At 67.4% G+C, this 24,840-nt stretch carries 29 protein-coding genes; 27 read left to right on the forward strand and 2 right to left on the reverse strand.

What is annotated here, in order from left to right; translation table 11 throughout:
* The first annotated feature begins 19 nt into the window (after positions 1 to 19).
* The 26 genes from QT386_RS00465 (at position 20) to QT386_RS00590 (ending at position 20,552) form a co-directional block, all read left to right on the forward strand.
* A complete protein-coding gene (locus QT386_RS00465; protein WP_289271759.1) occupies positions 20 to 691 on the forward strand; it encodes a hypothetical protein in 672 nt (223 codons plus the stop codon).
* Between the two features lie 205 nt (positions 692 to 896).
* Positions 897 to 1,574, forward strand: coding sequence for a DUF3164 family protein (locus QT386_RS00470; RefSeq protein ID WP_289271760.1), 678 nt, complete (start codon positions 897 to 899; stop codon positions 1,572 to 1,574).
* An 8-nt stretch (positions 1,575 to 1,582) separates the two neighbouring features.
* The gene (locus QT386_RS00475) at positions 1,583 to 2,167 is read left to right on the forward strand and encodes a hypothetical protein (protein WP_289271761.1); all 585 of its coding nucleotides are present in this window, start codon (positions 1,583 to 1,585) and stop codon (positions 2,165 to 2,167) included.
* Positions 2,168 to 2,181: 14 nt separating this feature from the next.
* Positions 2,182 to 2,808, forward strand: a complete 627-nt coding sequence (locus QT386_RS00480) for a regulatory protein GemA (RefSeq protein ID WP_289271762.1) — start codon at positions 2,182 to 2,184, stop codon at positions 2,806 to 2,808.
* Entirely contained in the window at positions 2,805 to 3,227 is a 423-nt protein-coding gene (locus tag QT386_RS00485) for a Mor transcription activator family protein (RefSeq protein ID WP_289271763.1), read from the forward strand. Before QT386_RS00480 ends, QT386_RS00485 begins: the two co-directional genes overlap by 4 nt.
* Before the next feature lie 82 nt (positions 3,228 to 3,309).
* Complete coding sequence (locus QT386_RS00490) at positions 3,310 to 4,461, forward strand: hypothetical protein (protein WP_289271764.1); 1,152 nt, start codon at positions 3,310 to 3,312, stop codon at positions 4,459 to 4,461.
* Between the two features lie 30 nt (positions 4,462 to 4,491).
* Positions 4,492 to 4,869, forward strand: coding sequence for a capsid cement protein (locus QT386_RS00495; RefSeq protein WP_289271765.1), 378 nt, complete (start codon positions 4,492 to 4,494; stop codon positions 4,867 to 4,869).
* A 30-nt stretch (positions 4,870 to 4,899) separates the two neighbouring features.
* Complete coding sequence (locus QT386_RS00500; protein ID WP_289271766.1) at positions 4,900 to 5,973, forward strand: hypothetical protein; 1,074 nt, start codon at positions 4,900 to 4,902, stop codon at positions 5,971 to 5,973.
* A gap of 3 nt (positions 5,974 to 5,976) precedes the next feature.
* Complete coding sequence (locus tag QT386_RS00505; protein ID WP_289271767.1) at positions 5,977 to 6,396, forward strand: hypothetical protein; 420 nt, start codon at positions 5,977 to 5,979, stop codon at positions 6,394 to 6,396.
* 18 nt (positions 6,397 to 6,414) lie between these two features.
* Positions 6,415 to 6,921 carry a DUF1320 domain-containing protein gene (locus tag QT386_RS00510; RefSeq protein ID WP_289271768.1) on the forward strand — a complete coding sequence of 169 codons (507 nt, stop codon included), beginning with the start codon at positions 6,415 to 6,417 and terminating at the stop codon, positions 6,919 to 6,921.
* Positions 6,921 to 7,487 carry a phage protein Gp37 gene (locus QT386_RS00515; RefSeq protein ID WP_289271769.1) on the forward strand — a complete coding sequence of 189 codons (567 nt, stop codon included), beginning with the start codon at positions 6,921 to 6,923 and terminating at the stop codon, positions 7,485 to 7,487. Before QT386_RS00510 ends, QT386_RS00515 begins: the two co-directional genes overlap by 1 nt.
* Positions 7,484 to 7,672, forward strand: coding sequence for a DUF2635 domain-containing protein (locus tag QT386_RS00520; RefSeq protein ID WP_289271770.1), 189 nt, complete (start codon positions 7,484 to 7,486; stop codon positions 7,670 to 7,672). The genes QT386_RS00515 and QT386_RS00520 overlap by 4 nt, the downstream gene beginning before the upstream one ends.
* A 12-nt stretch (positions 7,673 to 7,684) precedes the next feature.
* A complete protein-coding gene (locus QT386_RS00525; RefSeq protein ID WP_289271771.1) occupies positions 7,685 to 9,145 on the forward strand; it encodes a phage tail sheath subtilisin-like domain-containing protein in 1,461 nt (486 codons plus the stop codon).
* Positions 9,146 to 9,168: 23 nt separating this feature from the next.
* On the forward strand, positions 9,169 to 9,528 hold the full coding sequence (locus QT386_RS00530; protein ID WP_289271772.1) for a phage tail tube protein: 360 nt from the start codon (positions 9,169 to 9,171) through the stop codon (positions 9,526 to 9,528).
* Between the two features lie 3 nt (positions 9,529 to 9,531).
* Positions 9,532 to 9,861, forward strand: a complete 330-nt coding sequence (locus QT386_RS00535; protein ID WP_289271773.1) for a phage tail assembly protein — start codon at positions 9,532 to 9,534, stop codon at positions 9,859 to 9,861.
* A gap of 90 nt (positions 9,862 to 9,951) precedes the next feature.
* A complete protein-coding gene (locus tag QT386_RS00540; protein ID WP_289271774.1) occupies positions 9,952 to 11,769 on the forward strand; it encodes a phage tail tape measure protein in 1,818 nt (605 codons plus the stop codon).
* On the forward strand, positions 11,769 to 12,962 hold the full coding sequence (locus QT386_RS00545; protein WP_289271775.1) for a DNA circularization protein: 1,194 nt from the start codon (positions 11,769 to 11,771) through the stop codon (positions 12,960 to 12,962). The genes QT386_RS00540 and QT386_RS00545 overlap by 1 nt, the downstream gene beginning before the upstream one ends.
* Positions 12,955 to 14,007 carry a phage baseplate assembly protein gene (locus QT386_RS00550; RefSeq protein ID WP_289271776.1) on the forward strand — a complete coding sequence of 351 codons (1,053 nt, stop codon included), beginning with the start codon at positions 12,955 to 12,957 and terminating at the stop codon, positions 14,005 to 14,007. The genes QT386_RS00545 and QT386_RS00550 overlap by 8 nt, the downstream gene beginning before the upstream one ends.
* On the forward strand, positions 14,004 to 14,597 hold the full coding sequence (locus tag QT386_RS00555) for a phage baseplate assembly protein V (protein ID WP_289271777.1): 594 nt from the start codon (positions 14,004 to 14,006) through the stop codon (positions 14,595 to 14,597). Before QT386_RS00550 ends, QT386_RS00555 begins: the two co-directional genes overlap by 4 nt.
* Positions 14,594 to 15,481 (forward strand): phage GP46 family protein, encoded by an 888-nt coding sequence (locus tag QT386_RS00560; RefSeq protein WP_289271778.1) that lies wholly within the window; start codon positions 14,594 to 14,596, stop codon positions 15,479 to 15,481. Before QT386_RS00555 ends, QT386_RS00560 begins: the two co-directional genes overlap by 4 nt.
* Entirely contained in the window at positions 15,478 to 16,962 is a 1,485-nt protein-coding gene (locus QT386_RS00565) for a hypothetical protein (RefSeq protein WP_289271779.1), read from the forward strand. Before QT386_RS00560 ends, QT386_RS00565 begins: the two co-directional genes overlap by 4 nt.
* Before the next feature lie 11 nt (positions 16,963 to 16,973).
* The gene (locus tag QT386_RS00570; RefSeq protein WP_289271780.1) at positions 16,974 to 18,026 is read left to right on the forward strand and encodes a baseplate J/gp47 family protein; all 1,053 of its coding nucleotides are present in this window, start codon (positions 16,974 to 16,976) and stop codon (positions 18,024 to 18,026) included.
* Complete coding sequence (locus QT386_RS00575) at positions 18,017 to 18,556, forward strand: putative phage tail protein (RefSeq protein ID WP_289271781.1); 540 nt, start codon at positions 18,017 to 18,019, stop codon at positions 18,554 to 18,556. The genes QT386_RS00570 and QT386_RS00575 overlap by 10 nt, the downstream gene beginning before the upstream one ends.
* A gap of 5 nt (positions 18,557 to 18,561) precedes the next feature.
* Entirely contained in the window at positions 18,562 to 19,338 is a 777-nt protein-coding gene (locus QT386_RS00580) for a hypothetical protein (RefSeq protein ID WP_289271782.1), read from the forward strand.
* Positions 19,339 to 19,472: 134 nt separating this feature from the next.
* Positions 19,473 to 19,970, forward strand: a complete 498-nt coding sequence (locus QT386_RS00585; protein ID WP_289271783.1) for a hypothetical protein — start codon at positions 19,473 to 19,475, stop codon at positions 19,968 to 19,970.
* Positions 19,971 to 20,033: 63 nt separating this feature from the next.
* Complete coding sequence (locus tag QT386_RS00590) at positions 20,034 to 20,552, forward strand: hypothetical protein (RefSeq protein WP_289271784.1); 519 nt, start codon at positions 20,034 to 20,036, stop codon at positions 20,550 to 20,552.
* A gap of 824 nt (positions 20,553 to 21,376) precedes the next feature.
* Here the strand turns inward: QT386_RS00590 and QT386_RS00595 are convergent.
* Together QT386_RS00595 and QT386_RS00600 are read right to left on the reverse strand one after the other, a co-directional pair.
* A complete protein-coding gene (locus QT386_RS00595; RefSeq protein WP_289271785.1) occupies positions 21,377 to 22,969 on the reverse strand; it encodes a DHA2 family efflux MFS transporter permease subunit in 1,593 nt (530 codons plus the stop codon).
* 24 nt (positions 22,970 to 22,993) lie between these two features.
* Positions 22,994 to 24,040: an HlyD family secretion protein gene (locus tag QT386_RS00600; protein ID WP_289271786.1), complete on the reverse strand. Its 1,047-nt coding sequence runs from the start codon at positions 24,038 to 24,040 to the stop codon at positions 22,994 to 22,996.
* 99 nt (positions 24,041 to 24,139) lie between these two features.
* On the opposite strand from QT386_RS00600, the gene QT386_RS00605 reads away from it, so the two are divergent.
* A complete protein-coding gene (locus QT386_RS00605) occupies positions 24,140 to 24,826 on the forward strand; it encodes a TetR/AcrR family transcriptional regulator (protein ID WP_289271787.1) in 687 nt (228 codons plus the stop codon).
* The last annotated feature ends 14 nt before the right edge of the window (positions 24,827 to 24,840 follow it).

Raw genomic sequence — 24,840 nt, forward strand, 5'->3', positions numbered from 1 at the left:
TCCCATAGAGAGGTCTGATATGAACCTGACCTGTCCCGACTGCGGGTTCCATGCGCCGCTGGTGGCCTACACCGCGGACGAGGACGGCCGCCGCATCGCCGCCCTGGTCGCGCAGCTGCCCAAGGGCGTCGGCATGCCGGCGCTGGCCTACATCAACCTCTTCGCCCCGGCCAAGCGCAAGCTGACCATGGCACGCGCCCGCAAGCTCATGGAAGAGCTGGTGCCCGACATCGAGCGCGGAGCCATCGAGCGCAAGGGCCGGCACTGGCTGGCTCCGGCGTCCGTGTGGCTGCAGGCCTTCGAGTACATGCAGACGCCCCGCGCCTCGGTGACCCTGCCGCTCAAGTCCCACGGCTACCTCTATGAGGTGATCGTCGGGATCGTGGAGCGCGGCGAGGCGGTGGCTGAGAACGCCACCGAGCTGCAGCGCCGCAATGGCCAACGCCAGGGTGCGACGTCGGCCGCGGCGGTCCTGGGCGACAGACTCCCGCAGATCGACCAGGACGAGCTGCGGCAAAAGCATGCCCGGCAACTGGCCGCCACCCTGATCAGCCGGATCGACGAGGACCGGCGCCGCAAGCTGCCGGTCCGCGACCTGGCCGGCTACGCCCAGGACTACCGCGAGACCTTCGGGGATGCCGTGGTCGATGCGGCCCTCCGTGAGGCCCAGGCCCGCCTGGAGGCCGCGTGAGCCGGTCCCAGCCCTCAATTTCCAAAGTCCCCGGAAACGGCCCTAGAAGCCGTTTTGCGGGGGTGGGGTGCTCCACTGCTCGCTGCAGCTGGCCCCTCGCCGTTTTTGAAGCGGTTTTGAAGCGGTTTTCGGGGCATGCCGGCCCTATCCGCAGCCGCACTTTCCCCAAAAAGCCCTTTTCACCCCAGTTCCACCAGGAGTAACCATGTCCAAGTCCAACCTCAAGACCAAGCCCGCCGCCAAGCCCCGCCGTGCCGTGAAGCTCAAGCCGGCTGACCAGGTGCCGGCCGGCATGTGGCAGGACGCTCAGGGCCGCTTCGTGCCCGAAGAGACCATCAAGCCCATCGACCGCCTGCGTCATGACGTGGTGGTTGATCTCATCAAGAACGCCAAGATCAAGTCGGCGGAGATCGCTGCCTTCAAGGCAGACACCTTCGGCGTGATCGCCGGCTTCCTGGAGATGAGCTTCAAGGAATACAACGTCAAGGCCGGCGGCGACAAAGGCAACGTCACCCTGGTGTCCTTCGACGGCCGCTACAAGATCATCCGTGCGAACCAGGACTCCATTACCTACGACGAGCGCATGTTCGCCGCCAAGGAGCTGATCGACCAGTGCATCCTGGACTGGAGCCAGGGAAGCCGCCCGGAGATCCAGGCGCTGGTCAACGATGCCTTCCAGGTCGATAAGACCGGCAAGATCAACATCGCCCGCGTCCTGGGCCTGAAGCGCCTGAACATCGACGACAAGCGCTGGAAGAAGGCGATGCAGGCGATCACCGACAGCCTGCAGGTCGCCTTCTCCAAGATGTACGTGCGGTTCTACGAGCGCGACGACGCGACCGGCGAGTACAAGCCCATCGTGCTCGATGTGGCGGCGGCATAGGAGCTGCCATGTCCGAGCAGCTCCAAACCCTGAAGGAAGCCCAGGCGGTGATCGCCGACCTGAAGCCCATCGACCAGGACCTGGTGAAGGCCTGCGCCGAGCAGTTCCGCGCCATTCTCGACGCGGAGGGGGAGTTCGCCGTTATGGCGTTCGCCCTGGTCGGGGCGGAGATCGCGGCGGCGGCGCGGTTCCGCTGGGCCACCGGCCCCGTTGCTGCGGCCAAAGACCTGGACACCCTGGCCATCGTTGGCTTCCGGGCTCGCCGCGGCAAAGGTGCCTGGGCCTATGTGGATGACCGCGCACCCGACAGCTTCGAGATTCGGGAGTGCGAGATCCAAAACGTCTATGCAGGCGGCGCCGCCTATGGGCGATGGCCTGAGGTCATCACCTGGACCGCAGCCAGCCGATCTCTGCCCGACAGCGACACCACCGTGCTGCTGGACATGCCGGATGCTGATGAGCCGGTCTGGCCGGGCTATCACGATGGCCAGCGCTGGCTGCTGGCGGACGGCATGCAGGCTCCGCGGGTGCGGGCCTGGGCTCACCTCCCTGGCGGCCTCAACGTCGCACCGAGCGCCCCGGTGCGGCAGTGAACCAGGCCCAGCTCATGCGCCTCATCAACGTCGGCCGCGGCCAGCTGAAGTGGGACGAGGATCTGTATCGCCAGACCCTTTCCCGCTTCGGCGGCAAGGCCGATGCGGACGGGCGCGTGTCGCTGAAGTCCCTCAACGTGAGCCAGATGCAGCAGCTGCTGGAGCACATGCGCAAGGCTGGGTTCAAGAACCAGATGCCCAAGGCGCCGCGCAACCTGAACGTCCGTAGCCGGGCCGAGCTGACGAAGATCGAGGCGCTGCTGGCCGACGCTGGCCGGTCCTGGGAGTACGGCAAGGCACTGGCGCAGCGCATGTACAAGAAGAGCGCCCTGGAGTTCTGCTCGCCCGGGGAGCTGGCCGGCATCGTGGCGGCCCTGGACAAGGACGCCATCAAGCGCCACGCCGCCGAGCTGCAGGAGCTTTTCGGGGAGCGCTGGGAGTCCAGGGCCAACGAGATCGCTACGCTGCTGTTCGGCTTCGACGGCCAGCACCGCAACGTCGGCAGCTACAGCCAGCCGATGTCCCAGGTGCTGCGCTGGTGGCGTGGCGAGGTGGAGGCCTACTGCGAGCGCCCGGTGAATCCCGACAAGCCGCAGTGCTGCATGGCCTGCTTCCAGCTGACGGTGGCGAACCGCCAGTGAGCCACGTCCAGGACATGCCCGACCTCCAGCTGCCGCCGCAGTTCACGCGGCTGCGGCGGTTGCTGCGCGTCCTGGGCGGGCCCATCACCCTGCAGCTGCTGCGCAGCCACGGCGGGCGCTTCCTGACGGTGCCCAAGGGCATGGACAGCGAGTTGGTGGAAGAGATCGGCGCCGAGAACGTGGCCAAGCTGCGCACCGAGTTCGGCGGCGGCGAGCGAATCATGATGCCGATGCCGGACAAGATCGAGGCGAAGATCCGCAACGCCGCCATCTGGGTGGAGATGGATGCCGGCATCTCGGCAGCGGATCAAGCCAGTCGCTATCATCTGACCACGCGCCAGGTCATCAACATCCGCAACCTGCGCCGGCATCCGGCCGAGCCGGAGCCCGACTCCCCACAGTCGGCCATGCCCTTCTGAAAGCCCGCTTCAAGCGGGCTTTTTGCTGTGTGAAATTCTTCAGTCCCTGACGCTACGCGCGCGCGGCCCGAAACTGCGGGCCATGACGAAACGCGCTAGCAATTTCCGGAAGAGCATCTCCGACTGGGTCCAGATCTTCGCGACCGGCAAGCACACCGACTCGAAGGGCAAGACCAAGGAATGGACGACGTCCGATCTGGACCAGATGGTCTCGAACCACAGCGCCCAGGACCTGGCGCCGATAGTCATCGGCCACCCCAAGCACGATGCCCCCGCCTGGGGCTGGATCGGCGCGCTAAAGCGTGAGGGCGATGCCCTCTTCGCCAAGTTCGACAACGTCCACGACAAGTTCGTGGAGTGGGGCGAAGCCGGCCACATCCACAACCGCAGCGTGAAGATCGTCCCTACCCCGAAGGGCTTCCGCATTGGGCACATCGGCTTCCTCGGCGCCATGCCGCCGGCTGTCGAGGGCATGCAGGCGCTGGAGTTCGCGGCCGACGAGGGCGAGACCTACGAGTTTGGCTGGCAGGAAGGCTATCGCTTGTCCCTGATCGCCCGCTTCATGCGCCGCTTCCGCGACTGGGCGCTGGTCAAGCACGGCCAGGAAGACGCCGACGCCCTGGTTCCCAACTACGACATCGAGGAGCTGGAGCGCATGGTGGCCGAAGAGAAGGCCGAGCCCGAGAAGCGCCCCAGCACCTTCACCCAAACCCAGAATCCGGAGAACACCGTGACCACGTTCACGCAGCAGCAGATCGACGAAGCCGTCGCCAAGGCCCGCCAGGAAGAGCAGGAGAAGCACAACGCGACCCAGCTCAAGCTGCGCGCCGCCGAGTTTGCCGGCCACCTGGCCAACAACCGCGCCTTCGTCACCAGCATCTCGGTGGACGCTAAGGGCCAGGTGCGCCTGACCCCGGCCCAGGCCCAGGGCTGGGCGGAGTGCCTGACCTTCGCCCAGCTGCAGGAAGGCAGCGCCTCCGAGTTCACCTTCACGGCCGAGGACAAGAGCGAGCAGAAGCTCAACGTCTACGAGTTCCTCAAGGGCAAGCTCACCGACATGCCGGTGCAGCTGCAGCTCAACAAGGAGCAGGTGCTGCGCGGCGACAAGGTGGACGTTGCCGATGCCGCGGCGCTGGAGAAAGCCGCCAGTGAGTTCATGGCCTCCGAGGCCGCAGCCGGCCGCGAGATCTCGATCGCGCAGGCCGTTTCCTACATCAAGGCCCAGCACGCCTAGCGCGCTGCCCAATCCCACACAGGAACTGACATGTCCGAGATTTCCAAGAATTACGTCGCGGGTGGCGCGATCACCAAGTACCGCCTGGCCAAGTTCGGCGCTGCCGACCGCGCTGCCGTCCAGGCCTCCGCCGCCACGGACGCCCTGATCGGCGTCAACGCCGAGCTGGACGTGGTCCAGGGCGAGCGCGTGGACATTGTCCGCAGCGGCTTCGCCCCGGTGCAGTACGGCGGCAACGTCACCCGTGGCGACCCGCTGACCTCCGACGCGAACGGCAAGGCGATCAAGGCCAACCCGGCCGCCGGCACCCGCATGTCGATCGCCGGCTACGCCGAGGTCAGCGCGGTGGACGGCGACATCGAGCTGATGCTCGTCGCCCCTGGCTTCATCACCACCCCGGCCGCCTAAGCCGGTATCCCTAATCCCCTGGAGCAATACATGCGCAATATCCTGACCTCGAAGTGGACCATGCTGGCGATGCTGCTCGCCGTTGGCGCCTGCATGCACTTCGGCCTGATCGCAGATCCCGGCCACGCCGTGTTCGGCCTGGCGGCACTGTCCACCGCGCCGTTCACGGTGAACCCCGAACTGACGGCCGTCGCGGTCGGCTTCAAGAATACCGAGGACTCCCTGATCGCGGACGAGGTGCTGCCGCGCGTGGACACGGCGGAGACTTTCGCCTGGACGAAGTACGACACGGCCGAGCAGTTCACCGTCCCGGACGCCAAGGTCGGCCGCAAGAGCGAGCCCAACCAGGTGACCTTCACCAGTGAGCAGGTGACGGACAAGGTCGAGGACTTCGGCCTGGACGACTTCGTCCCGCAGCGTGACATGGATGTGTGGGCGGCGATGCCCAAGCCGGCAGGCGGCGGTCCGGTGAGCCCGGAGATGGTCGCCACCATGGGTCTCACCAACCTGATCGTGCTGGGCCGCGAGGTTCGCGCTGCCAGCGTGGTGTTCAACCCGGGCAACTACGAGGTGGGCCTGAAGGCCACCCTCGCGGGCAACGACCAGTGGTCTGACTACGACGACAGCGATCCGCTGAAGGCCATTCTGGAGGCTTTGGACAAGCCGCTGGTGCGCCCGAACAAGATGGTCATCGGCGGCCTGGCCTGGACCACCCTGCGTCAGCACCCGAAGATCGTCCAGGCGGTCCACATCAACGCCACCGGCGCCGGCACCGTGACCCGCCAGCAGCTCGCCGATCTGCTGGAGATCGAGAAGGTGGTGGTGGGCGGCGCCCGGGTGAATACCGCCCGCAAGGGCCAGGCCGCCAACTTCGTCCGCACCTGGGGCAAGCACTGCGCCCTGATCTACAGCAGCAAGATCGCGGCGCAGACCTTCCAGCCGACCTGGGGCTGGACCGCCCAGTTCGGCACGCGCTTCGCCGGCACCATCCCCGAGCCCAAGCGCGGTCTGAAGGGCGGCAACACGATCCGCGTCGGCGAGCAGGTCAAGGAAGTGGTCGCCGCCAAGGGCGCCGGCTACTTCTTCGAGAACGTGGTCGCCTAAGCCATGCCGCGCTACCAGGTCTTGCGGGAGCTGCTCCGCTTCAACGGCAAGGAGTTCGGTGAGAACTCCACCGTTGAGATGGAGCAGTCCCAGGCCGATCCCCTGCTGACCCTGGGCGCACTCGCTCCGTTGAGCGAGGACGCGCCCAAGGCCAGCAAGAAGGCGGCCAAGGATGACCCCAGCCCGAGCAGTGCCCGCGGCGCCGGGGCGGCGGCAGCCAATGCAGCTGCCGCCGCTCCGGCCGATGGCCAGGGCAGCTCGGAGCAGGGACCCAACAACCCCGAGAGCCCGAAGCAGGAAGCACCCGGAGAGGCGCCGGCAATCGTGCCGGCGCCGACCCAGACCGCTGCCGCGCCCAAGGGCAAGAAGGCCGACACCAAGGCGAAGGCCAAGAAGGCTGACGCCAAGACCAAGGCCAAGTAGTCACCCAGACCACCGTGCATGTACGCCACCATCCTCCAGCTCATCAAAGCGTTCGGCATCGTCGAGACCGCCAGGGTCTGCGACGGCGATGCCGCGCCCTTCCTGGTCACCGCCGCGCTGTTCGCGGCGGCGGCCAAGGGTGAGGAGCTGCCGGATGCCACGACGCCGGAAGAAGAAGCCGCGGTAGCGGCTGCGATCGAGAGGGCCGGGGATGCGCTCGTACAGGCATCACGGACCATGGATTCCTACCTGGGCGTGCGCTTCACGCTGCCGCTGTCGCCGGAGGTGGTGGAGGCCAATGGCCTGCGTACCCGTTGCCTGAACATCGGCCGCTACCTGCTGCACGATGACCGCGCCACCGAAGAGATCCGCAACCGCTACAAGGACGACATGACCTGGCTGCGCGAGATCCGCGACGGCAAGGCCCAGCTGATCGGCGCCGAGGGCGGTGGCTCCACGGCCCCGACCAGTGGTGGCATCCGCCACGGCCAGGGCGTCAGCGGCTTCCAGTGGAGCGGCTTCTGATGGGCGTTGCCTCCATTGAAGACGCGCTGATCGCGGACACCCACGCGGCCTACGGCAAGACGCTGAAGACGGTGGATCACCTGCCGGGCGAGTGGAACGCGCAGACCCTGCGCCAGATGGCGACCAACGCACCGGCCGTGTACTGGGCCTACCTGGGCGGCAAGCGGCACCCGCGGCGCGATGGCTGCGAGCTGTGCGTCTTCCATGCCTACGTCTTCACCGGCGCCGGCAACGACGAGAAGCAGCGCCGCCGCGGTGATGCGCTCGCCCTGGGTGCCTACCAGCTGGTGGACACCCTGGTGGGCTACTTCGACGAGCGAGCCGTGCCCGATGCGGAGGCTTTGAAGTGGCTCCGAACCGACAACATCTATGACGACTTCCTGCACGCCAATGGCCTGACCAGCTACCGGATCGCCTTCGAGCTGGTGCGCGACATGCCGCGCAAGCCGACGACGTCCGAGCTGGGCGAGTTCCTCAAGTCGTATCAGACCTATGACCCGGCGCCCGTGGGTGGCAAGACCCTGGGCACCGACAAGCTCCAAGTTCGCGCCCAGGAGGGCTCATGAACACCCGCGTCTACCCCTGCCGTCCGGTCGTTCGCGACCCGATCGCCCGCGACAAGCTCCCGGCCGAAGGCCGCGACGTCGATCTGTCCGACACGTACTGGGCTCGCCGCCTGAGTGACGGCGACATCACCACCGAGGCGCCGAAGGGCGCCGAGAAGCCGGCCAAGCCGGCCGCCAAGAAGTAAGGAGCCCATCACATGGCGTTCGACACGATTCCCGCCCAGATCGGCGTACCCGGCCACTACGTCGAGTTCGACAAGAGCCAGGCGCAGCCGCGTCTGCTCACCCAGCCCAAGCGCGCGCTGATCATCGGCCAGCGCCTGACAGTTGGCACGGTGGCGGCCGGTGTGCCCACCCGCATCACCCGCAAGGAGACCGCCTGGGCGGCCTTCGGCTACGGCTCGATGCTGGCCGAGATGTGCGAGTACTGGCTGCGGCAGACCGAAGCGGTCGAGCTGTGGGCCGTCGCGCTGAACGACAACGGCGCCGGTCAGGCCGCCGTGGGCACCATCACCATGACCGGCCCGGCGACCGCCGCCGGCACGCTGCAGCTGTACGTGGCCGGCAAGAAGATCTCGGTGGGCGTGGCCAAGGCCGCCACCGCGGCACAGATCGCGACCGCAATCGCCGCCGCAATCACCGCCGACCCCAAGTTGCCGATCACGGCCGCGGTGGCTGGCGGCACGCCCACGGTGGTGGACATCACCGCCCGTCACAAGGGCGAGGTGGGCAACAGCATCGACGTGCGCGCCAACTACAACCAGGGCGACCGCCTGCCGGCCGGCGTGGGCATCGCCATCGTCTGCCCGACCGGCGGCACCACCAACCCGGCGGTCACGGCGGCCCTCACGGCGATCGGCGCGGTGCAGTACACCACCATCGTCCACCCGTACATCGACGCCACCAACCTGGCGGCGCTGGAAGCCGAAGCGGCCCTGCGCTGGGACGGCCTGCACGCCAATGACGGCCACCTGATCAGCGCGGTGCCCGGCACGCACGCGGACGGCAGCACGCTGGGCGACAGCCGCAACGCCCCCCACAGCACGATCATGGGCGTACAGAAGTCCCCGACCTGGGCGCCGATCCTGGCGGCCCAGGTGGCGGCGGCCGATGCGGCCGAGCCGGACCCGGCCCGCCCGCGCCAGTCGCTGGTGCTGCGTGACGTGCTGCCGCCGAGCGTGGCGGACCGCTACATCTGGTCTGAGCGCAACTTGCACCTGGGCGATGGCATCGCGACCTACACCGTGGATGACGGCGGCCTGTGCCGCATCGAGCGCCTGGTCACCACCTACAAAGTGAACGAGCAGGGCATCCCGGACGTCAGCTACCGCGACATCGAGCGCATGCGCTCCCTGTCCTATATCCGGTTCATGGTGCGCGCCCGCCTGTCCCAGGTGTTCCCGCGTCACAAGCTGGCCGATGACGGCGGCGACTACGACCCACTCCAGGCGATCGCCACGCCCAGCATCATCAAGGCCGAGCTGGTCGCGCTGTTCCGCGACCTGGTGCGCGCCGCGATCGTCGAGAACATCGAGCAGTTCATTCAGGACATCCGGGTGGTGCGCAATACCGAGGACTCGGATCGCGTGGACATCCTGCTGCCGCCGGACCTGGTCAACCAGCTCCGCGTGACGGCCACGTCCATCCAGTTCCGCTAAGGCCTAAGACCCAGGAGTAAGACATGGCAGGCAAAGTACTCGGCCGGGCGATCATCACCGCTAACGGCCGCCGCATCGAGAGCAACAAGGGCGCCAAGCTGATGGTGGGCGGCGTCAAGCGCAACAGCGTGCTCACCGCGCACGGCCGCGCGGGCTACCAGGAAGAGCAGACCGCTTCGCGGGTGGAGGGCACCTTCCCGCTGAAGTCCGGCATCAAGCTCAAGGAGCTGCAGGGGCTGGTGGACGTCACCGTGCTGTTCCAGGCGGACACCGGCCAGCTCTACACCTGTGCCCACTCCGACTGGATGGACCCGCCGGAAATGGATGACCAGAGCGGCAACGTGCCTTTTGCCTTCGAAGGCGACGAAGCCCAGGAGGCCTGATCCATGCGAACCGTTCAGGGAACCTGGAAGCACGGCCTGAAGATCGGCGACAAGGTCCACAAGACCTTCGTCTTACGTGAGGCGGAGGCAGGTGATTTCTTCGACGCTGAGGCCGACGCGCAAACCAACCAGGTGCTGACCTTCGACGCCGCGCTGGCCTGCCGCCAGTTCGTTTCGATCGGCGACTACACCGGCCCGGTTCTGTTGCAGCAGGTGCGCAAGCTCAAACCGGTAGATCTGATGCTGCTCCGCGTCAAGCAGAAGGAGCTTGATTCCCAGGGGGAAGCACCGGAGGGCGGCGAACCCGGCACTGGGATGCCGTCCTCTTCCTAGCCACAAAGACCGGCTGGAGCCGTGCCGAGATCCTGAAGATCCCGCTGCCGGAGTTCTACCACTACCTCGATCGCTTGACGCAGAAGGCCGATGACTGAGCTGACCATCGCCATGAAGTTGTTCCTGGAGTCCCGTGGCCTCGGCCAGGGGCTCCAGGTGGGCGGGCGCCAGGTGGACAACTTCGGCCGCAACGCCAAGCGCCAGTTCGACTCAGTCAAGCGCTCGATCGATGGCGTCACGGGCAACTTGGCCAAGATGGGCCTCGGCATCGGCGCTGCAGCCAGCCTGGTCCAGTCTGCCCGCCTGGATCAGTCGATCAACCGGATCGGCCTGAGTGCCAGCGCCTCGCGGAAGGAGGTGACTGGACTACGCCAAGATATCTTCCGCATGGCGCGGGATACCGGCGAGGACATTGAGCAGCTTAAGGATGGGTCCGCAGATTTGCTCGCCTCCGGCCTCGCCTGGAGGAGCATGCTGCCCACGATCGACGCGATCGACGACGCAATGGCAGTCACCGGCTCCGGCGCTCGCGTTCTTGCGGGCGGACTGACTGTCGCAGCTTCAGCTTTCAAGTTTGATCTGTCCCAGCCCGGACAGGCGGTGGAGCTGCTGGACCAGATGACGGTAGCCGGTCGTCTGGGTAATGCGGAACTTGAGGACCTGGCTGGAATCTTTTCGTCGGTCGGCGTCAATGCCAAAAGTGCAAACGCAAGCTTCACAGAAACGCTGGGCCTGATCGAGCAGCTGTCTTTGATCGAAAAGAGCCCAGATCGCCTGGCTACTCTCGCAAATAGCACCCTCAGGCTCTTTACGACCGAGAACTATAAGAAGGCGGCTCAGAAGGCGACCGGAGTCTCATTCTGGAACGCCGACAAATCGGCTCGAAATCCTCTGGACGTGCTGGATGACATGGCGACCAGGTATCGCGCACTGGAAAGCGATCAGGCACGCGCGCGCTTCATCGACGGAGCCTTTGGCAAGGCCGATCTCGACACGATAAAGGGGCTCCGAACTCTTCTGGATGGCAACGCTCTGGCGGACGTGCGCTCTAAGGCTCGCGAGATCGAGCGGGCAAGCGGGACCATCGCCCGTGATCTACCCACCGCACTCGACAACGCTGTGTCTCAGGGTAACCGCCTGAAGTCGGTACTACGTGATGCGTCGGAGACCTTTACCAAGCCCATCAACAAGACCATTGCAGACCTGATCTCCACTTCTCTTGATCCGAAGAGCAAGGGTGGTCTGGGGATGAGCAAAGGTGAAGTGGTCGGCTACGGCATCGGAACCCTCCTGGCCGGCGGCGCTGTCGCTGAACTGGCGCGTTCCACTCTGGGCAAGCTCGGCCCGCTCGGCCGCGTCGCCGGTGGCGCCGCTACCACAGCGGCTGGTGTGGCCCAGGGCAAGGTGCTGCAGGAGATGGCGGGGGTCACTCCGGTTTTCGTCACCAATTGGCCGGTGGGTGGCTCCGGTGGTGGCAGTGCAGGCGCAGCTGCAGCCGCAGCTGCGGGCGGCGGCATCCTCGGTGCCGGTGGTGCTGGTGCCGGTGGCATGGCCTTGGCGCGTCTCATGGGCTACGCAAAGGTCGCTGGCTGGACCGCAGGTGCTGGTGTGGCCCTTTACGGCGGCTACCAGGCCGGCGACGCGCTCTACGATCGCTTCGGTGACACCGACCCCTTCATCAACGGCGCCGACAAGTTCGGCCGCAGCGTGGACCGCCTGCTGTCCTTCTTCGGCAATGACGAAGCCCAGTCCCGCCTGACTGCCCACGCGAAAGAAACCGCCCGCCTGGAAGGCACGATCAAGCTGATCCTGGATGAGCGCGGCGTGCGCCTGGCACAGGTGCCGGGCATCAACCAGCCGAACGTCGATATCGACGTGTACTCCGGCCCCATGAGGCTGCCGAACTGATGGCTTGGCGCGACCAGCTCCGCCGGGCGTCCTTCCGCGGCGTGCCCTTCGAGGTGGAGTCTGCCGACAACGTTGGCGGCCGCCGTGCGGACATCACCGAGTACCCGCTGCGCAACGACCCGCAGACCGATGACCTGGGCCGCCGCGCCCGCATGATGCGCTTCCAGGCCTTCGTCATCGGCCCGGACTACATGGTGGCCCGTGACGCACTGATGGAGGCTCTGGAGGCCGACGGCCCCGGCACGCTGGTCCACCCGTACCTGGGCGAGATGGACGTCCAGGTGGGCGAGGTCAGCTTCCGCGAGAGCAGCAAGGAAGGTGGCATGGCCACCTTCAGCATCGAGTGCTGGAAGGCTACCGGCGCGATCTACCCGCGCGTGCAGCCCGACACCCAGGCCCAGACGGTGACCAGCGTAGAGGCGGCCGAGCAGGCCGCTACGGACGCCTTCGTGGAGGAGTTCGGGGTCGGCGGCCAGCCGGAGTTCGTGGTGGAGGCGGCGGTGGCCCGCGTGCAGGAAGTGGCCGCCGCGGTGGAGAGTGCGGTGGCCACCGTCACCACGCTGCCGGGCGAGTTCCCGGCCCTGGCGGATGCGGTGGACGTGATCAGTTCCACGGCCTCGTCGCTGGTGCTGGCGCCGGCCGTGCTGGTGGACCGCGTGCAGGACGTACTGCGCCAGGTGGTGGTGGCGGCCGACCGGCCGCGCGCGGCCCTGGGTGCGCTGCAGGCGATCTTCGGCTTCGGCAATGACCTGGACCCGGTGCCGGCGACCACGCCGACCCGCCAGCGCGAGGCCCAGAATCAGGCGGCGCTGGTCCAGGTGGTTCAGCAGCTGGCTACGCTGGAGGCGGCGCGTGCGGCCTCCCAGGCCGACTTCCCGAGCTTGGACGATGCCCTGGCGGTGCGCGAGATTCTGACCGAGCAGTTCGACCTGCTGTGCGAGCAGGACATCGACGACACGGCCTATCAGGCGCTGGTGGCGGCCCGTTCCGCGGTGGCCCGCGATATCTCCACCCGCGGCGCCGATCTGGCCCGCCTGCGCAAGATCCAGCTGCCCGACACGATGCCGTCGCTGTGCCTGGCCTGGGCGCTGTATGGCGACGCCAGCCGGGCGGATGAGCTGGCCGAGCGCAACCGCCTGCAGGACCCGCTGTTCGTGCCCTCGGGCGTGCCGCTGGAGGCGCTCGATGCCTAGCAACGTGCAGCTGCTGGTGAACGGCATGAGCTACGGCGGCTGGACCGAGATCGACGTGCGCGTGTCGGTGGACTGCCTGGCCAACACCTTCGACCTGACGGTGACCGAGAAGTGGCCCAAGGACGGCAAGCCGGTTGAGCCGCGAAAGATCGCGGACGGCGACCGCTGCGAGGTGCAGATCGACGGCGAGACCGTCATCACCGGCTGGGTGGACGATGTGGATCCGGACCACGATGCCCGCCGCCGCCGGCTGCACATCAGCGGCCGGGACGCCACGGGCGACCTGGTGGACTGCTCGGCGATCCACCAGGGAGGCCAGTGGGAGAGCCAGACCCTGACGCAGATCGCCCGCGATCTGTGCAAGCCCTTCGGCGTGAAGGTGCTGGTACAGACCGACGTAGGCGAGGTCTTCCCGACCTGGCAGATCCAGGAAGGCGAGACCGTCAACGACAACCTGCAGCGCGCCGCCACCCAGCGCGGCGTGCTGCTGTTCTCCGATGGCCTGGGCAACCTGGTGATCGGCCGCGCATCGAGTGAGCGGGCGCCCACGGCGCTGGAGCTGGGCGTAAACGAGGTCTCCGCCAGTGGCCGCCGCAGCCAGCGCGAGCGCTACAGCGAGTACCACATCGTCGGCCAGCAGCCGATGGGCGAGGAAGCCGGCTACGACACCAGCGCCACGGAGGTGGCGGCGATCGCCAAGGACCCTGGCGTGAAGCGCTACCGCCCGCTGGTGATCGTGGCAGAGGACAACGTGGCCCTGGGCACCGCCCAGGCGCGCGCCGACTGGGAGCGGAACGTCCGCGCCGGTGAGGCCGTGACGGCGTCCATCCGCGTGAAGGGCTGGCGCCATGCCAAGGGTCTGTGGCGCCCGAACCGCCGGGTGCTGGTGCGGGACGAATGGCTGCGCATCGACGCCGAGATGTACATCACCGCGGTCAACTACCTGCTGAGCGAGGCCGGGGAAACCGCGATCGTCTCGTTCACGCTGCCGGCCGCGTTCGATCGCATCCCGCTGCCGGAAGCCGACCAGGAGCCGATGCAGTGAAGCGCTCCGATATCGCGCGCCTCCTGCAGCCCCTGGCCCGGCGCATTCGGCTGGCGATCGGCACCGGCATTGTCCGCCTGGTGGACGATGCCGGCGGCCTGCAGGTGCTGCAGATCAGCGGCCTGCCTCGCGAGGTGCGCGATCGCGTCATCCGCTATCAGAACTACGGTTACACGAGCGTGCCGCTGCCGGGCGCCCAGGTGGTGCTGGCATCCGTGGGTGGCAACCGCAACCACCTGGTGGCCGTGGCGGTCGACGACGCGCGGCACCGCAAGGGTGGCCTGGAGAAAGGCGAAGCGGCGATGCACAACCACCTGGGCGACTACATCGTGATCCGCAACGGCCGGATCGTGGAGGTGGTGGCGGGCTCCAAGGTGGATGTGACCGCCCCTGAAGCGGTCTTTAACTGTGCTTCAAAGGTGACCTTGAACACCCCGCTGCTGGCCGTGACAGGTGCCATCCATGCCGGCGGCAACATCCATTCCGACACCCAGGTCTCCGATGCGCTCGGCTCGATGCAGGGCATGCGCGTGACCTACAACCTCCACGTCCATGGTGTGAGCCCTGTGCCCACGCCGCCGATGTCATGACGGATCTCGCGCTCTTCTGGGACAACGAACGCGGCCACGCGGATTTGCGCGTGGCCGGCTCCGACCTGGTCATGTCCGATGACCTGGAGTCGGCCGTCATCATCTCGCTGTTCACCGACCGCCGTGCGCCGGACGACGTGGAGCTGCCGGCCGGCGATGATCGCCGCGGCTGGTGGGGTGACAGCTTCCCCGATCGCGAAGGCGACGAGATGGGCTCGCTGCTGTGGCTGCTGGAGCGCGAGAAGGAGACCCAGGAAGTCCTGGAGCGCTCGCGCATCTACGCCCGCCAGGCGCTGGCCTGGATGATCGAGGACCGTGTGGTCAGCCAGATGCGCGTGGAGGCGGGCTTCGGCCGCGAGCCTGGCCTGCGCTGGCTGGCGGTCTACCTGACGCTACCCACGGGCCAGCAGCGCACGCTGCGCTACGAGTACTCCCCGACCACAGCCCCGGACCCCTTCGCCGAACCCGAAGGCACCCCCGGCGAGATCCGCGGCACCGGCGGCCCGGCCCCGATTGTCGCCGCGGGCTGGGCTGCCGCTGCAGCCGGCCCTGCAGGCGAGATCCAGGGCACGCCCGGCACCGAGCCGATGGTGGCCACCAGCTGGGCGCCTGGCGCCGCCGGCAAGCCGGGCGAGATCCACGGCTCCAGCGGCGTGGCAGCGATCGAGGCCGACGCCTGGGAGCCGGAGCCGCAGGCCACGCCGGGCGAGGCCAAGGGCGTCAGCGGTGTTCCGGCGATCAACGCCGATGCCTGGACGCCAGCGCCCCAGGGCATCGGCGGTGAGGTCGGCTGCGGGCAGTTCCTCGGCATTCCCGCGCCGTCCTTCGACAGCACCCGAATCACTTTCGACAGCACCCTCTTTACCTGGGACCAAGCCCGATGAGCGACAAAGACATGGACCTGATCAACCTCGCCACGCCGAACAGCGACATGGGCGACGATCTGCGCTCCGGTGGCGAGAAGATCAACACGAACTTCGGGAAGCTGAACACCCGAATGATCGCGGTGGAAGAGAACCCCATCCTGGCAGAGGAGCCGACGGCTCCGACGCCGCCGACCGCCGACAACTCCGATCGCGTCGCCAACACGGCCTATGTCGTTGCCAAGTTCGCTGAGCTGATCGACGCAGCGCCGGGCACCCTCGACACCCTGAACGAGCTGGCTGCGGCCTTGGGTGACGATCCCAACTTCGCCGCCACCATCACCGCGTTGATTGCCACAAAGGCCCCCCAGTCCCGTGAGGTGTCTGGCGCAAACTCGATCTCCGGCGGCGGTGACCTCTCTGCCAACCGCGCGCTGCAGTTGCAAGGCGACACTGCCAATCCCGGCAACAACAAGGTTTACGGCACGGACGGCGGCGGTATACGCGGCTGGCAGGACAAGGGAAGCGGCGGTTGCCAAGTGGATGTCTTTAATGCCACCGGCACTTGGAATAAGCCCGCCGGCGCGAAGGTGTGTGAGGTCATCTGTGTGGGCGGCGGTGGAGGTGGCGGCTCCGGAGGCTACACCTCTGGCGGAGACCCGGTTGCCAGCCCGAGGACTGGAGGCAGCGGGGGCGGAGGTGGGGCCATTCATCGCGCTACGTTCGACGCCGCTTTACTTGGTGCTACAGAGGCGGTGACGGTTGGGGCAGCTGGCGCAGGCGGTGCTCCCGTTACTGTTGGGGGGCCAGCTGGAAACGCAGGCACCACTGGTGGGGTATCGTCATTCGGCACTTACATCGCGGCCTACGGTGGTGGCGCTGGTGGCGCTGGTACGAATAGTGGACTTGCAGGCGGTGGTGGCGGCGGCTTGCTTAGCGCGGGCGCGACGTCGGTTGCAGGCGGTGGTGTCGGCAGCTTCGGAGGCGGACTACCGGGCAGTGGAGGAAATGGCGGCTCCGCCGGAGCACCCAACGCCATCAACAACCAAGCACCGACCGGCGGCGCAGGAGGTGCTGGAAGCCCAAACGCTGGTGGCGGCAGCTCTGTAGGTGGCAACGGCGCGTGGGCCTTCAACGGCGCCTCTGGTGGCGGTGGAGGCGGCCAGGTTGGCGGCACCGCCAACGGCGGCGGCCGCCCTGGCGGTGCCGGCGGCAACAAATTTGGCGCCGCCGTTAACGGTGGCGTCGGCTCGGGGACCACCTCAGGGCTGGCCCCTGTTCCTGGTTCGAGCTTGGCCGCATCGGCGTCGCCAGGCTTCGCTGGTGCGGGCGGCGGTGGCGGCGGTGGCGGCTATCTGGCGGCCGGCGGCAATGGCGGACACGGTCAAGCCCCTGGTGGCGGCGGCGGCGGCGGCGGTGCCTGCTACTCGAACACCGCAGCGCCCTCCGGTGCCGGTGGCAATGGCGGCGCGGGTGTCGTGGTAGTCGTGACGTACTTCTAAGCGAGCCCACCATGCCCTTCGCCCGCACCCCGCTACCGGCCCTGATCATCCGCACCACCAACGATCTGGTCTCGCGCCTGGAGTTTGTCAGCCCCGTCCTGCGCCGCGCCGTGGTCCGCGTCCTGCCGCGCGTCTGGAGTGGCGCCGCCCACGAGCTGCACGGCCACCTGGACTGGGCCGCCCGCCAGCTGCTGGCCTCCACGGCCGACGAGTCCGAGCTGCCCCGCCACGGCGCCGAGATGGCCGTGCCGCGACTGGAAGGCGGCAAGGCCGGCGGCGACCTGACCGTCTCGGGCACCAATGGCGCCGTCATCGAGGCCGGCCGCCTGTGGCAGCGTGCCGATGGCCTGCAGTACCAGGCGCAGGCCGAGGCCACCATCGTCGGCGGCACTGCCACGGTCGATGTGGTTTGCACCACCACCGGCGCCGCCGGCAACGCCGCCGCCGGCGTGGTCCTGGCCCTGGTGTCACCCATTGCAGGCGTGGTGTCGGCCGCGGTGGTCGCCGCAGGCGGCATCACCAACGGCATCGACCAGGAAGCCGTCGAGCGCTGGCGCCAGCGCATTCTGGAGCGCAAGCGCCAGGCCGCGCAGGGCGGCGCTGCCGCTGACTACGTCCGCTGGGCCAAGGAAGTGCCGGGCGTCACCCGCGTCTGGGTGCGGCCGCGCTGGCTGGGCGCCGGCACTGTCGGCGTCACCTTCGTGCTCGATGACCAGGTTGACATCATCCCCGACGAGGACAAGGTGGCCGAGGTCCAGGCCTACCTGGACGCCCGTCGCCCGGTCACCGCCGAGGTGATCGTCTTCGCGCCCACGCCGCTGCCGGTGAACTTCAGCATCCAGCTGACGCCGAACACGGCGCCGGTCAAGGCGGCCGTGCTGGCGGAGCTGGAGGATCTGCTGCGCCGCTTCGCCGAGCCGGGCAAGGTTATCCCACACTCCAAGCTCAGCGAGGCCATCTCGATCGCCGAGGGCGAGACCAGCCATGACCTGGTGGTGCCGGCCGGAAACGTGACCCCGACCTCGGGCCAGCTGCCGGTGATGGGAGCGCCCACGTGGCTGTAGCCGCCACCGTTGCCCGCCAACTGGCGAAGCTGCTGCCCCAGGGCGCGGCCTGGACGCGCGCCAGCGACGCCTGGCTGGGCAAGGTGGTGTTGGCTACCGGCGACGAGCTGGAGCGTGTCTACGAGCGCGCCACAAAGCTCCTGGACGAGGCGCACCCCGAGTCGGCCGACGAGATGCTGGAAGACTGGGAACACGAGCTGGGCCTGCCTTCCATCTGCATCACCGAAGCCCAGAGCCTGGCAGACCGCCGCGCCGCGATCGCCGCCAAGCGCCTGCAGGTGGGAGGCCAGTCCCGCGGCTACTTCATCGGCGTGGCCGCCGGCATGGGCGTGGTAATCGAGATCGAGGAGCACCAGCCCTTCTATTGCGGCATCCACGGCTGCGGCGATCCCATCGGCGAGATCGACTGGAAATTCCGCTGGACCGTGCATGCACCGGCCAGCACCTCCGCGGCCCGCCGCGAACTCCTGGAGTGCTCCCTGGCCGAGATTCAGCCCGAGCACACCGAAATCCTCTTTAACTACGAGTAAAAGCCATGTGGAAGAACACTGGAACGGGCGCTACGCCGGGCGGCGGATGGAGCAACGGCATCCCCGGCGTGGAGGATCGCAGCATCTCGGGTGCGGCCTGGTTCAACATGATGCAGGAGGAGCTGCAGAACCTGGTCACAGGCGCCGGCATCGCCCTGGTCGAGGGCGACCACAGCCAGGTGCTGGCGGCCGTTATCGCACTGGCCCAGGGCAATGGCTTCGAGACCGGTGACGCCAAGATCACCACCCGCACCGTCGCCAGCCCCGGCTGGGTCCTGATGGATGACGGGACCATCGGCAGCGCCACCTCGGGTGCGACCACGCTGGCTCACGGCACGGCGCACGCCCTGTACCTGCACCTCTGGAACACCTTCCTGCAGTCGGAGGCCCCGGTCACCGGCGGCCGCGGCGCCAATGCCGCGGCCGACTGGGCCGCCAACAAGCCGATCGCGCTGACCAAGCAGCTGGGCCGCGCAATCGCGGTGGCTGGCCAGGGCCTCGGGCTGACGGATCGCGCCCTGGGCTCGACCTACGGCGTCGAGACGGTGGCCCTGACGGCCGCGAACAACGGCCCGCACAAGCACATTAACGGCGCCCGTACCGAGGGCGGCACGGATGCGGCTCTGTACGGGATCGCGGCGGGCCTGGATCCGGGTGAGGCGGTGGACCAGAACGGCGGAGGTGGGTATTCCAGCTCGCCGTACACCAGCACCGAGGGCAACGGCACGCCCCACGAAAACATGCAGCCGACGTCCTTCTGGAACGTCATGATAAAGCTGTAACCCGCTGACCCCCGGTTCGGCGGCGCCGGCCGGATCGGGGGTAGACTGGCCGCCTGGAGGAAGTAACCGGGTGGTCCCATCGGCAGACGGCCGCAACCGTCGCCATCGGGCTGCCCTCAACAGGTGCCCTCCAGATGACCGACACAACGAACCAGCCCCGCCGCCCGCCCCGTTACGGTGAGGAGCCCCACAATCCCTTCGCCGACCTGGACATGGATGGCCTCTACAAGGCCATCTGGACGGCACGCGAGGCCCTGGAGGCCAAAGGGAGGCGCACCCCAGCTGAGCGACAACGGCTCGCCACCGAGATCGGCCAGCTGCTGCAGGTACTGACTGGGTTGCTGCACGCCGGGCCGGGTGACCCGGCCTACATGACAAGGTGGAAGGGCGGTCGGCTCGACCAGTGGTTCATGGAGGCCTACCTCAAGGACAGGGGAAACGCCCGATGCAAGGCGCTCCATCGCGCTGCCCTGGTAGTCCACGGCAGCGATAGGGCCGCCTGGGACTTTACCCACTCCGGTCCGGCTGGGGAGGCCAACTGGTACACCCTGGCTTGGAACAGCGAGGAGGGCCTGAAGCGAGGGCTTGAAGTGCTGGAGGCCCAGAGGGGTCAGCGGGCCAAGTTGGGGTAGACGTGTGCGGGCGCTCGCGCATCCGGCGATACTAAGCGGCAGTTCGATCCCAGGAGGTGATGTATGGCTGCCCCGATCCCCGCCGGTCCGCTTCAAACGCTGCGAACGCACCTCGTCCGACGCGAGCAGAAGAATTTTGTGCTGCGCGAGGCGTACCTCTCGGTCTTCGGCTTCTGCTGGGCCACCTATCGAGATCGTCACCCCCAAGAAGATGATGGAAAGATCTGGGCGTTGATTGCAGTTGGTGCCGCCTGCGATTGCATGACCTTGATTCGGAACGATCCGTTAGCTCGATTCGTGCTTCCTGCGTCTCAGTTCGTAGCCGAGCCGGAAGGGCTGCAGTGGTTCAGGGACTGGACGCCTCACGCTCTGGTCGTGGCTCTTTCAGCCATGCCGGTGGAAGGCTTCGTTCGGGAGGTTGCTGCTCAAGCGGCAGCTGATCGACATAGCCCGGCCGCCTCGTTGCTGGCGTCGATCGCCGAGCTGTCTATCGGCTTCAGCCCCGCGGTGGCTTTGGGACCGGTCCTTACCGACTACTTGAAGCAGGATCTGCCGGCGGTTCGAAAGGCCCTGCTGTCTTGAGTGACGAGCGGCTAAAATTCGTGTCCCATTTCAAGTGTCGCGGTGGCCCATTTCAAGTGTCGCGCTACACACCTTGTCGAAAAAGTAACCAAAAAAGGACACCCTCCATCCTCGGCCCCGCTGAGGCGAAGCAACCTGCCTGGTGGACGAGTGCGACGGGTCGGGTTCGCTGCCTCCGAACCCTCGGCGAGATTTGATGCGGAGGTTAACTTTTGCTCGCCCCTCGCGACGCTAAGATCCCCACTGCGTGGGGGCTCTCCACGCTGCAGGGGACGATAGCCGTGGCCTGAGGCCCCTCGGCCGGACATCCTGTCCGGCTCGACCCTGCACTCGACCCCCAGGCAGACGTTACTGGAAGGGAAACCGGACCACCAAAAGCATTCGCCACGCTCATTCAGCGCAAAAGCCTTGGGAAAGAAAAAGCAAAAGCCCCTCTCCCCTCGGGGAGAGGGGTTGGGGAAGAGGGCATGGATGCCCGAGGTAGGGCAACGCAGGAGCATGTGCCGAGAGGGGGGAAGGTCAAAGGGTTGGCTCAACCGTTCGCCCTGAGCCTGTCGAAGGGTGAACGCATTCAGGTCATTCAAGCCCGAAGAAATACGGAACTCCGTTAGGTCTCCAAGCTGCCAAAACCTAAAATATCCCCATGAGCCCAGGTGCACCTCGGGCTACAGGCGCAAGGCTCCGCGCCGGCACAGGAGGTTCGGCAGACAACCGAGTAGGGCTCTGCCGCTGCAACCGCGAAAGGGTACTGGGACCGCCTGTCTCTTTTACAAGATAGACGTACTGCCCGCCGGGCCCGCAAGGGCCCGGTGCGGCAGGTTGTCTCAGTGCGCGCCGCCCTCTGCACCCGGCTGCATACGCGGCTTCTCGATCAGGGGCAGCAGCAGCGCCAGGCTGGCCACCAGGATCGACAGCATCAGCAGCAGATCGTTGAAGGTCATCACCAGGGCCTGTTGTGCGACACGCTGGGCGAAGATGCCTACCGCCGCCGACTGCGCGTCGCTGCCCAGCATCGGCGACAGCGAGCCGGAGGCGGCGATCGCGGCCTCGCGTACCGGGGTGCGCGACAGGTTCACCGTCTCGGCCAGGTGCGACCAGTGCATCGACTGCAGCCGCGACAGCATCGTATTGATCAGTGCCAGGCCGATGGCGCCGCCGAGGTTGCGCATCAGGTTGAACAGGCCGCTGCCGTTCTTGATGTCCTCCGGCGGCAGCGTGCCCAGCGCCAGGCCGGTCATCGAGATCATGCAGAACATGAAGCCATGGCCGCGCAATACCTGCGGCCACAGGAACTGGTCGATGCTGGATTGCGCGGTGAGGTTGGCGTTGAGCCAGGTGCCGAGGGCCACCGTGAACAGGCCCCAGGCCAGCATGATGCGCAGGTCCAGCCGCTTCTGTGCCTGGCCCGCCAGCGGCGCGGTCAGGAACATGGCGACGCCGGTGACCATCATCACGTGGCCGATCTGAAGCGAGCTGTATCCACGCACGGTGCCGAAGAACAGCGGCACGAGATACACGATTCCGTAGAGCATCACGCCGACCACGAAGGCGACCACCGCGCCCGCGGCGAAGTTGCGGTTGCGGAACACGCGCAGGTCCACGATCGGTTCCTTGTGCGTCAGCGAGCGCCAGAAGAACATCGCGCCAGCGATGATCGCCACGAAGAACAGGGGACGCACGGTGTCGTCCTCCAGCCAGTCATGGCGCGGGCCCTCGTCCAGCACGTATTCCAGGCTGCCGAGGAACAGCGCCATCAGCCCCAGGCCGATGAAGTCGATGCGGCGCGCCAGGCTCCAGTCGGGCTTGTCGATGTCCACCAGGTTCCATACCACCAGCGCCACCAGCAGGCCGGGGATCAGGTTCACCAGGAACAGCCAGTGCCAGGAGAAGGCGTCGGTCAGGTAGCCGCCGATGGTCGGGCCCAGGGCCGGCGCCAGCGTCGACACCAGGCCCAGCGACACCAGCGGCACCGTGCGCTTCTCCGGCGGGAACACCATGAACATCGCGGCGAAGGTAGTGGGGATCATGCCGCCGCCGAGGAAGCCCTGCAGCGCGCGGAAGATCACCATGGATTCGATGTTCCAGGCGAAGGCGCAGGCCAGCGAGGCCAGCGTGAAACCCACGGCGCTGATCACGAAATAGACGCGCGTGGACAGCAGGCGCGAGAGATAGCCTGACAGCGGGATCGCGATGACCTCCGCGATCAGGTAGCTGGTCTGCACCCAGGTCAGTTCCTCGGCGCTGGCCGACAGGCCGGCCTGGATCTGGTTCAGCGAGCTGGCGACGATCTGGATGTCCAGGATCGCCATGAAGTTGCCGAACACCATCGCCACGAAGCCGATCCAGGCGCGCAGCGCCAGAGCGCGGGCTTCCGAGCTGCCGGGCAGCGGGGCGGGGGTGTCGGCGACGGTATTCACGGTGTCAGGCGGCAGATGTCGGTTTTACTGTGCCGCGGCGGTGCGGGTGTCCACCGACACTTCCACCGACATGCCCGGGCGCAGCAGGCCGGCCAGTTCCCCGGCGTTGTCGAACACCAGCTTCACCGGCACGCGCTGCACGATCTTGTTGAAGTTGCCGGTGGCATTGTCCGGCGGCAGCAGTGCGAACTCGGCGCCACTGGCGGGCGAGACGCTGTCGATGCGCGCCGTCAGGGGCTTGTCGGGGAAGGCGTCGACCTTGATCTCGGCGGTCTGGCCCACGCGCATGCCGGTGAGCTGCGTTTCCTTGAAGTTGGCTTCCACGAACACCGCCTGCAGCGGCACCAGCGACAGCAGGCGCAGGCCCGCGTTGACGCGCTCGCCCACGCGGGCGGCGAGGTCGCCCACCACGCCGTCCACCGGCGCGCGCAGTTCAGTGGCGGCAAAGTCGATCTCGGCCAGCTTGAGCATGGCGCGCGCGGCTTCCAGTTCGGCTTGCTGGCGGGCGCGGTCGGCATCCAGCGTCGCCGACTGCTGGCGCGCGGCGGCCACGCCGGCCTGGGCGCGTTCCACCTGGGCACTGCCGGACTTGTAGGCGGCGCTGGCGGTATCCAGGCGCGCCTGGTTGGCCACGCCCTCCTTCACCAGGCGGTCGGCACGCTGCCAGTCCTTCTCCAGGCGCTGGCGGTCGGCACCGGCAGCCACGGCATTGGCCTCGGCCTCGCGGATCATCGCGGCCTGGAAGCTCTTCTGCTCGACGTTGGCCTTCAGCGCGGCCTCACGCACCGCGACGGCGGCGCGGGCGTTCTCCAGCTTGGCCTCGTAGTCGCGCGGGTCGATGCGCGCCAGCAGGTCGCCCTTCCTGACCGTCTGGTTGTTGCGCACTGCCACCTCCACGATCTCGCCGCTGATGCGCGGCGTGATCGCGGTGATGTCGGCCCGCACGTAGGCGTTGTCGGTGGATTCGAAGAAGCGGCCGTGGAACCACCAGCGCGCGCCCAGGGCGATGGCGCCAACCAGCAGCGTGCCCAGGATGATCAGGCGCAGGCCCTGGCGTTTTTCGGCAGTCATGTTGCTTTCCTTGGTGTCCGGCCTGCCGGGTTCCGGGCTTGTCCGGGGCGGGTCAGGGTGTTAATGTACTGAACGTTACAGTTCATTCTCTGCCCGACCGTGCCGAAAGTCAAACCCCAGCGAATCGCCGAAACGCGCCCCGCCAAGGCCCCGCCGCCGCCCGTCCCGGCGACCCGCCGCGGCGAGCTGCGCCGTGCGGCCCTGATCGACGCCGCCCGCGACATCTTCCTGGAGCAGGGCTTTGCCCGGGCCAGCATCGACGAGGTGGTACAGCGGGTGGGCGGCTCCAAGGCCAGCGTCTACCAGTACTTCGGCAGCAAGGAAGGCCTGTTCGGCGAGATGATCGCGCACCAGTGCCAGCAGCTGATCGACAGCGCCGAGTTTCCGGGCCGAGGCGGCGCGCCGGGTGCCGACGTGGAGCAGGTGCTGCTGCAGTTCGCACGCCGCGTGGTGCAGCTGTTCCTGGCACCGGTTCGCATCGCCATGCATCGCGCGATGATCGCCGAGGCCGAGCGCTTTCCCGAGCTGGCTGAGCGCTTCTACGAGGCAGGCCCCAAGCGCGGCCTGGCGCTGCTGTCCGCTTACCTGCGCAGCCAGCACGAGGCGGGCACGCTCGACTGCCCCAAGCCCGAGTGGTCCGCCATCCAGTTCATGAACCTGGTGCGTACCTATCCCATGTTCCGCGCCCTGCACGGCATGCCGCCGATGCCCGAGGGTGAGGACCTGGACGAATTCCTGCAGCACGCGGTGCGCCTGTTCCTCGATGGCTGCCGCATCAAACGCTGAATGAAGTCCGGAGA

It is taken from the genome of Solimonas sp. SE-A11 (assembly GCF_030345715.1).
Classification (GTDB): domain Bacteria; phylum Pseudomonadota; class Gammaproteobacteria; order Nevskiales; family Nevskiaceae; genus Solimonas_A.

Bases quoted from the DNA above. Each gene is read 5' to 3' on its own strand.
- QT386_RS00465 (WP_289271759.1), top strand. From the start codon at position 20: ATGAACCTGACCTGTCCCGACTGCGGGTTCCATGCGCCGCTGGTGGCC.
- QT386_RS00470 (WP_289271760.1), top strand. From the start codon at position 897: ATGTCCAAGTCCAACCTCAAGACCAAGCCCGCCGCCAAGCCCCGCCGT.
- QT386_RS00475 (WP_289271761.1), top strand. From the start codon at position 1,583: ATGTCCGAGCAGCTCCAAACCCTGAAGGAAGCCCAGGCGGTGATCGCC.
- QT386_RS00480 (WP_289271762.1), top strand. From the start codon at position 2,182: ATGCGCCTCATCAACGTCGGCCGCGGCCAGCTGAAGTGGGACGAGGAT.
- QT386_RS00490 (WP_289271764.1), top strand. From the start codon at position 3,310: ATGACGAAACGCGCTAGCAATTTCCGGAAGAGCATCTCCGACTGGGTC.
- QT386_RS00495 (WP_289271765.1), top strand. From the start codon at position 4,492: ATGTCCGAGATTTCCAAGAATTACGTCGCGGGTGGCGCGATCACCAAG.
- QT386_RS00500 (WP_289271766.1), top strand. From the start codon at position 4,900: ATGCGCAATATCCTGACCTCGAAGTGGACCATGCTGGCGATGCTGCTC.
- QT386_RS00505 (WP_289271767.1), top strand. From the start codon at position 5,977: ATGCCGCGCTACCAGGTCTTGCGGGAGCTGCTCCGCTTCAACGGCAAG.
- QT386_RS00510 (WP_289271768.1), top strand. From the start codon at position 6,415: ATGTACGCCACCATCCTCCAGCTCATCAAAGCGTTCGGCATCGTCGAG.
- QT386_RS00515 (WP_289271769.1), top strand. From the start codon at position 6,921: ATGGGCGTTGCCTCCATTGAAGACGCGCTGATCGCGGACACCCACGCG.
- QT386_RS00520 (WP_289271770.1), top strand. From the start codon at position 7,484: ATGAACACCCGCGTCTACCCCTGCCGTCCGGTCGTTCGCGACCCGATC.
- QT386_RS00525 (WP_289271771.1), top strand. From the start codon at position 7,685: ATGGCGTTCGACACGATTCCCGCCCAGATCGGCGTACCCGGCCACTAC.
- QT386_RS00530 (WP_289271772.1), top strand. From the start codon at position 9,169: ATGGCAGGCAAAGTACTCGGCCGGGCGATCATCACCGCTAACGGCCGC.
- QT386_RS00535 (WP_289271773.1), top strand. From the start codon at position 9,532: ATGCGAACCGTTCAGGGAACCTGGAAGCACGGCCTGAAGATCGGCGAC.
- QT386_RS00540 (WP_289271774.1), top strand. From the start codon at position 9,952: ATGACTGAGCTGACCATCGCCATGAAGTTGTTCCTGGAGTCCCGTGGC.
- QT386_RS00545 (WP_289271775.1), top strand. From the start codon at position 11,769: ATGGCTTGGCGCGACCAGCTCCGCCGGGCGTCCTTCCGCGGCGTGCCC.
- QT386_RS00550 (WP_289271776.1), top strand. From the start codon at position 12,955: ATGCCTAGCAACGTGCAGCTGCTGGTGAACGGCATGAGCTACGGCGGC.
- QT386_RS00560 (WP_289271778.1), top strand. From the start codon at position 14,594: ATGACGGATCTCGCGCTCTTCTGGGACAACGAACGCGGCCACGCGGAT.
- QT386_RS00565 (WP_289271779.1), top strand. From the start codon at position 15,478: ATGAGCGACAAAGACATGGACCTGATCAACCTCGCCACGCCGAACAGC.
- QT386_RS00570 (WP_289271780.1), top strand. From the start codon at position 16,974: ATGCCCTTCGCCCGCACCCCGCTACCGGCCCTGATCATCCGCACCACC.
- QT386_RS00580 (WP_289271782.1), top strand. From the start codon at position 18,562: ATGTGGAAGAACACTGGAACGGGCGCTACGCCGGGCGGCGGATGGAGC.
- QT386_RS00585 (WP_289271783.1), top strand. From the start codon at position 19,473: ATGACCGACACAACGAACCAGCCCCGCCGCCCGCCCCGTTACGGTGAG.
- QT386_RS00590 (WP_289271784.1), top strand. From the start codon at position 20,034: ATGGCTGCCCCGATCCCCGCCGGTCCGCTTCAAACGCTGCGAACGCAC.
- QT386_RS00600 (WP_289271786.1), bottom strand. From the start codon at position 24,040: ATGACTGCCGAAAAACGCCAGGGCCTGCGCCTGATCATCCTGGGCACG.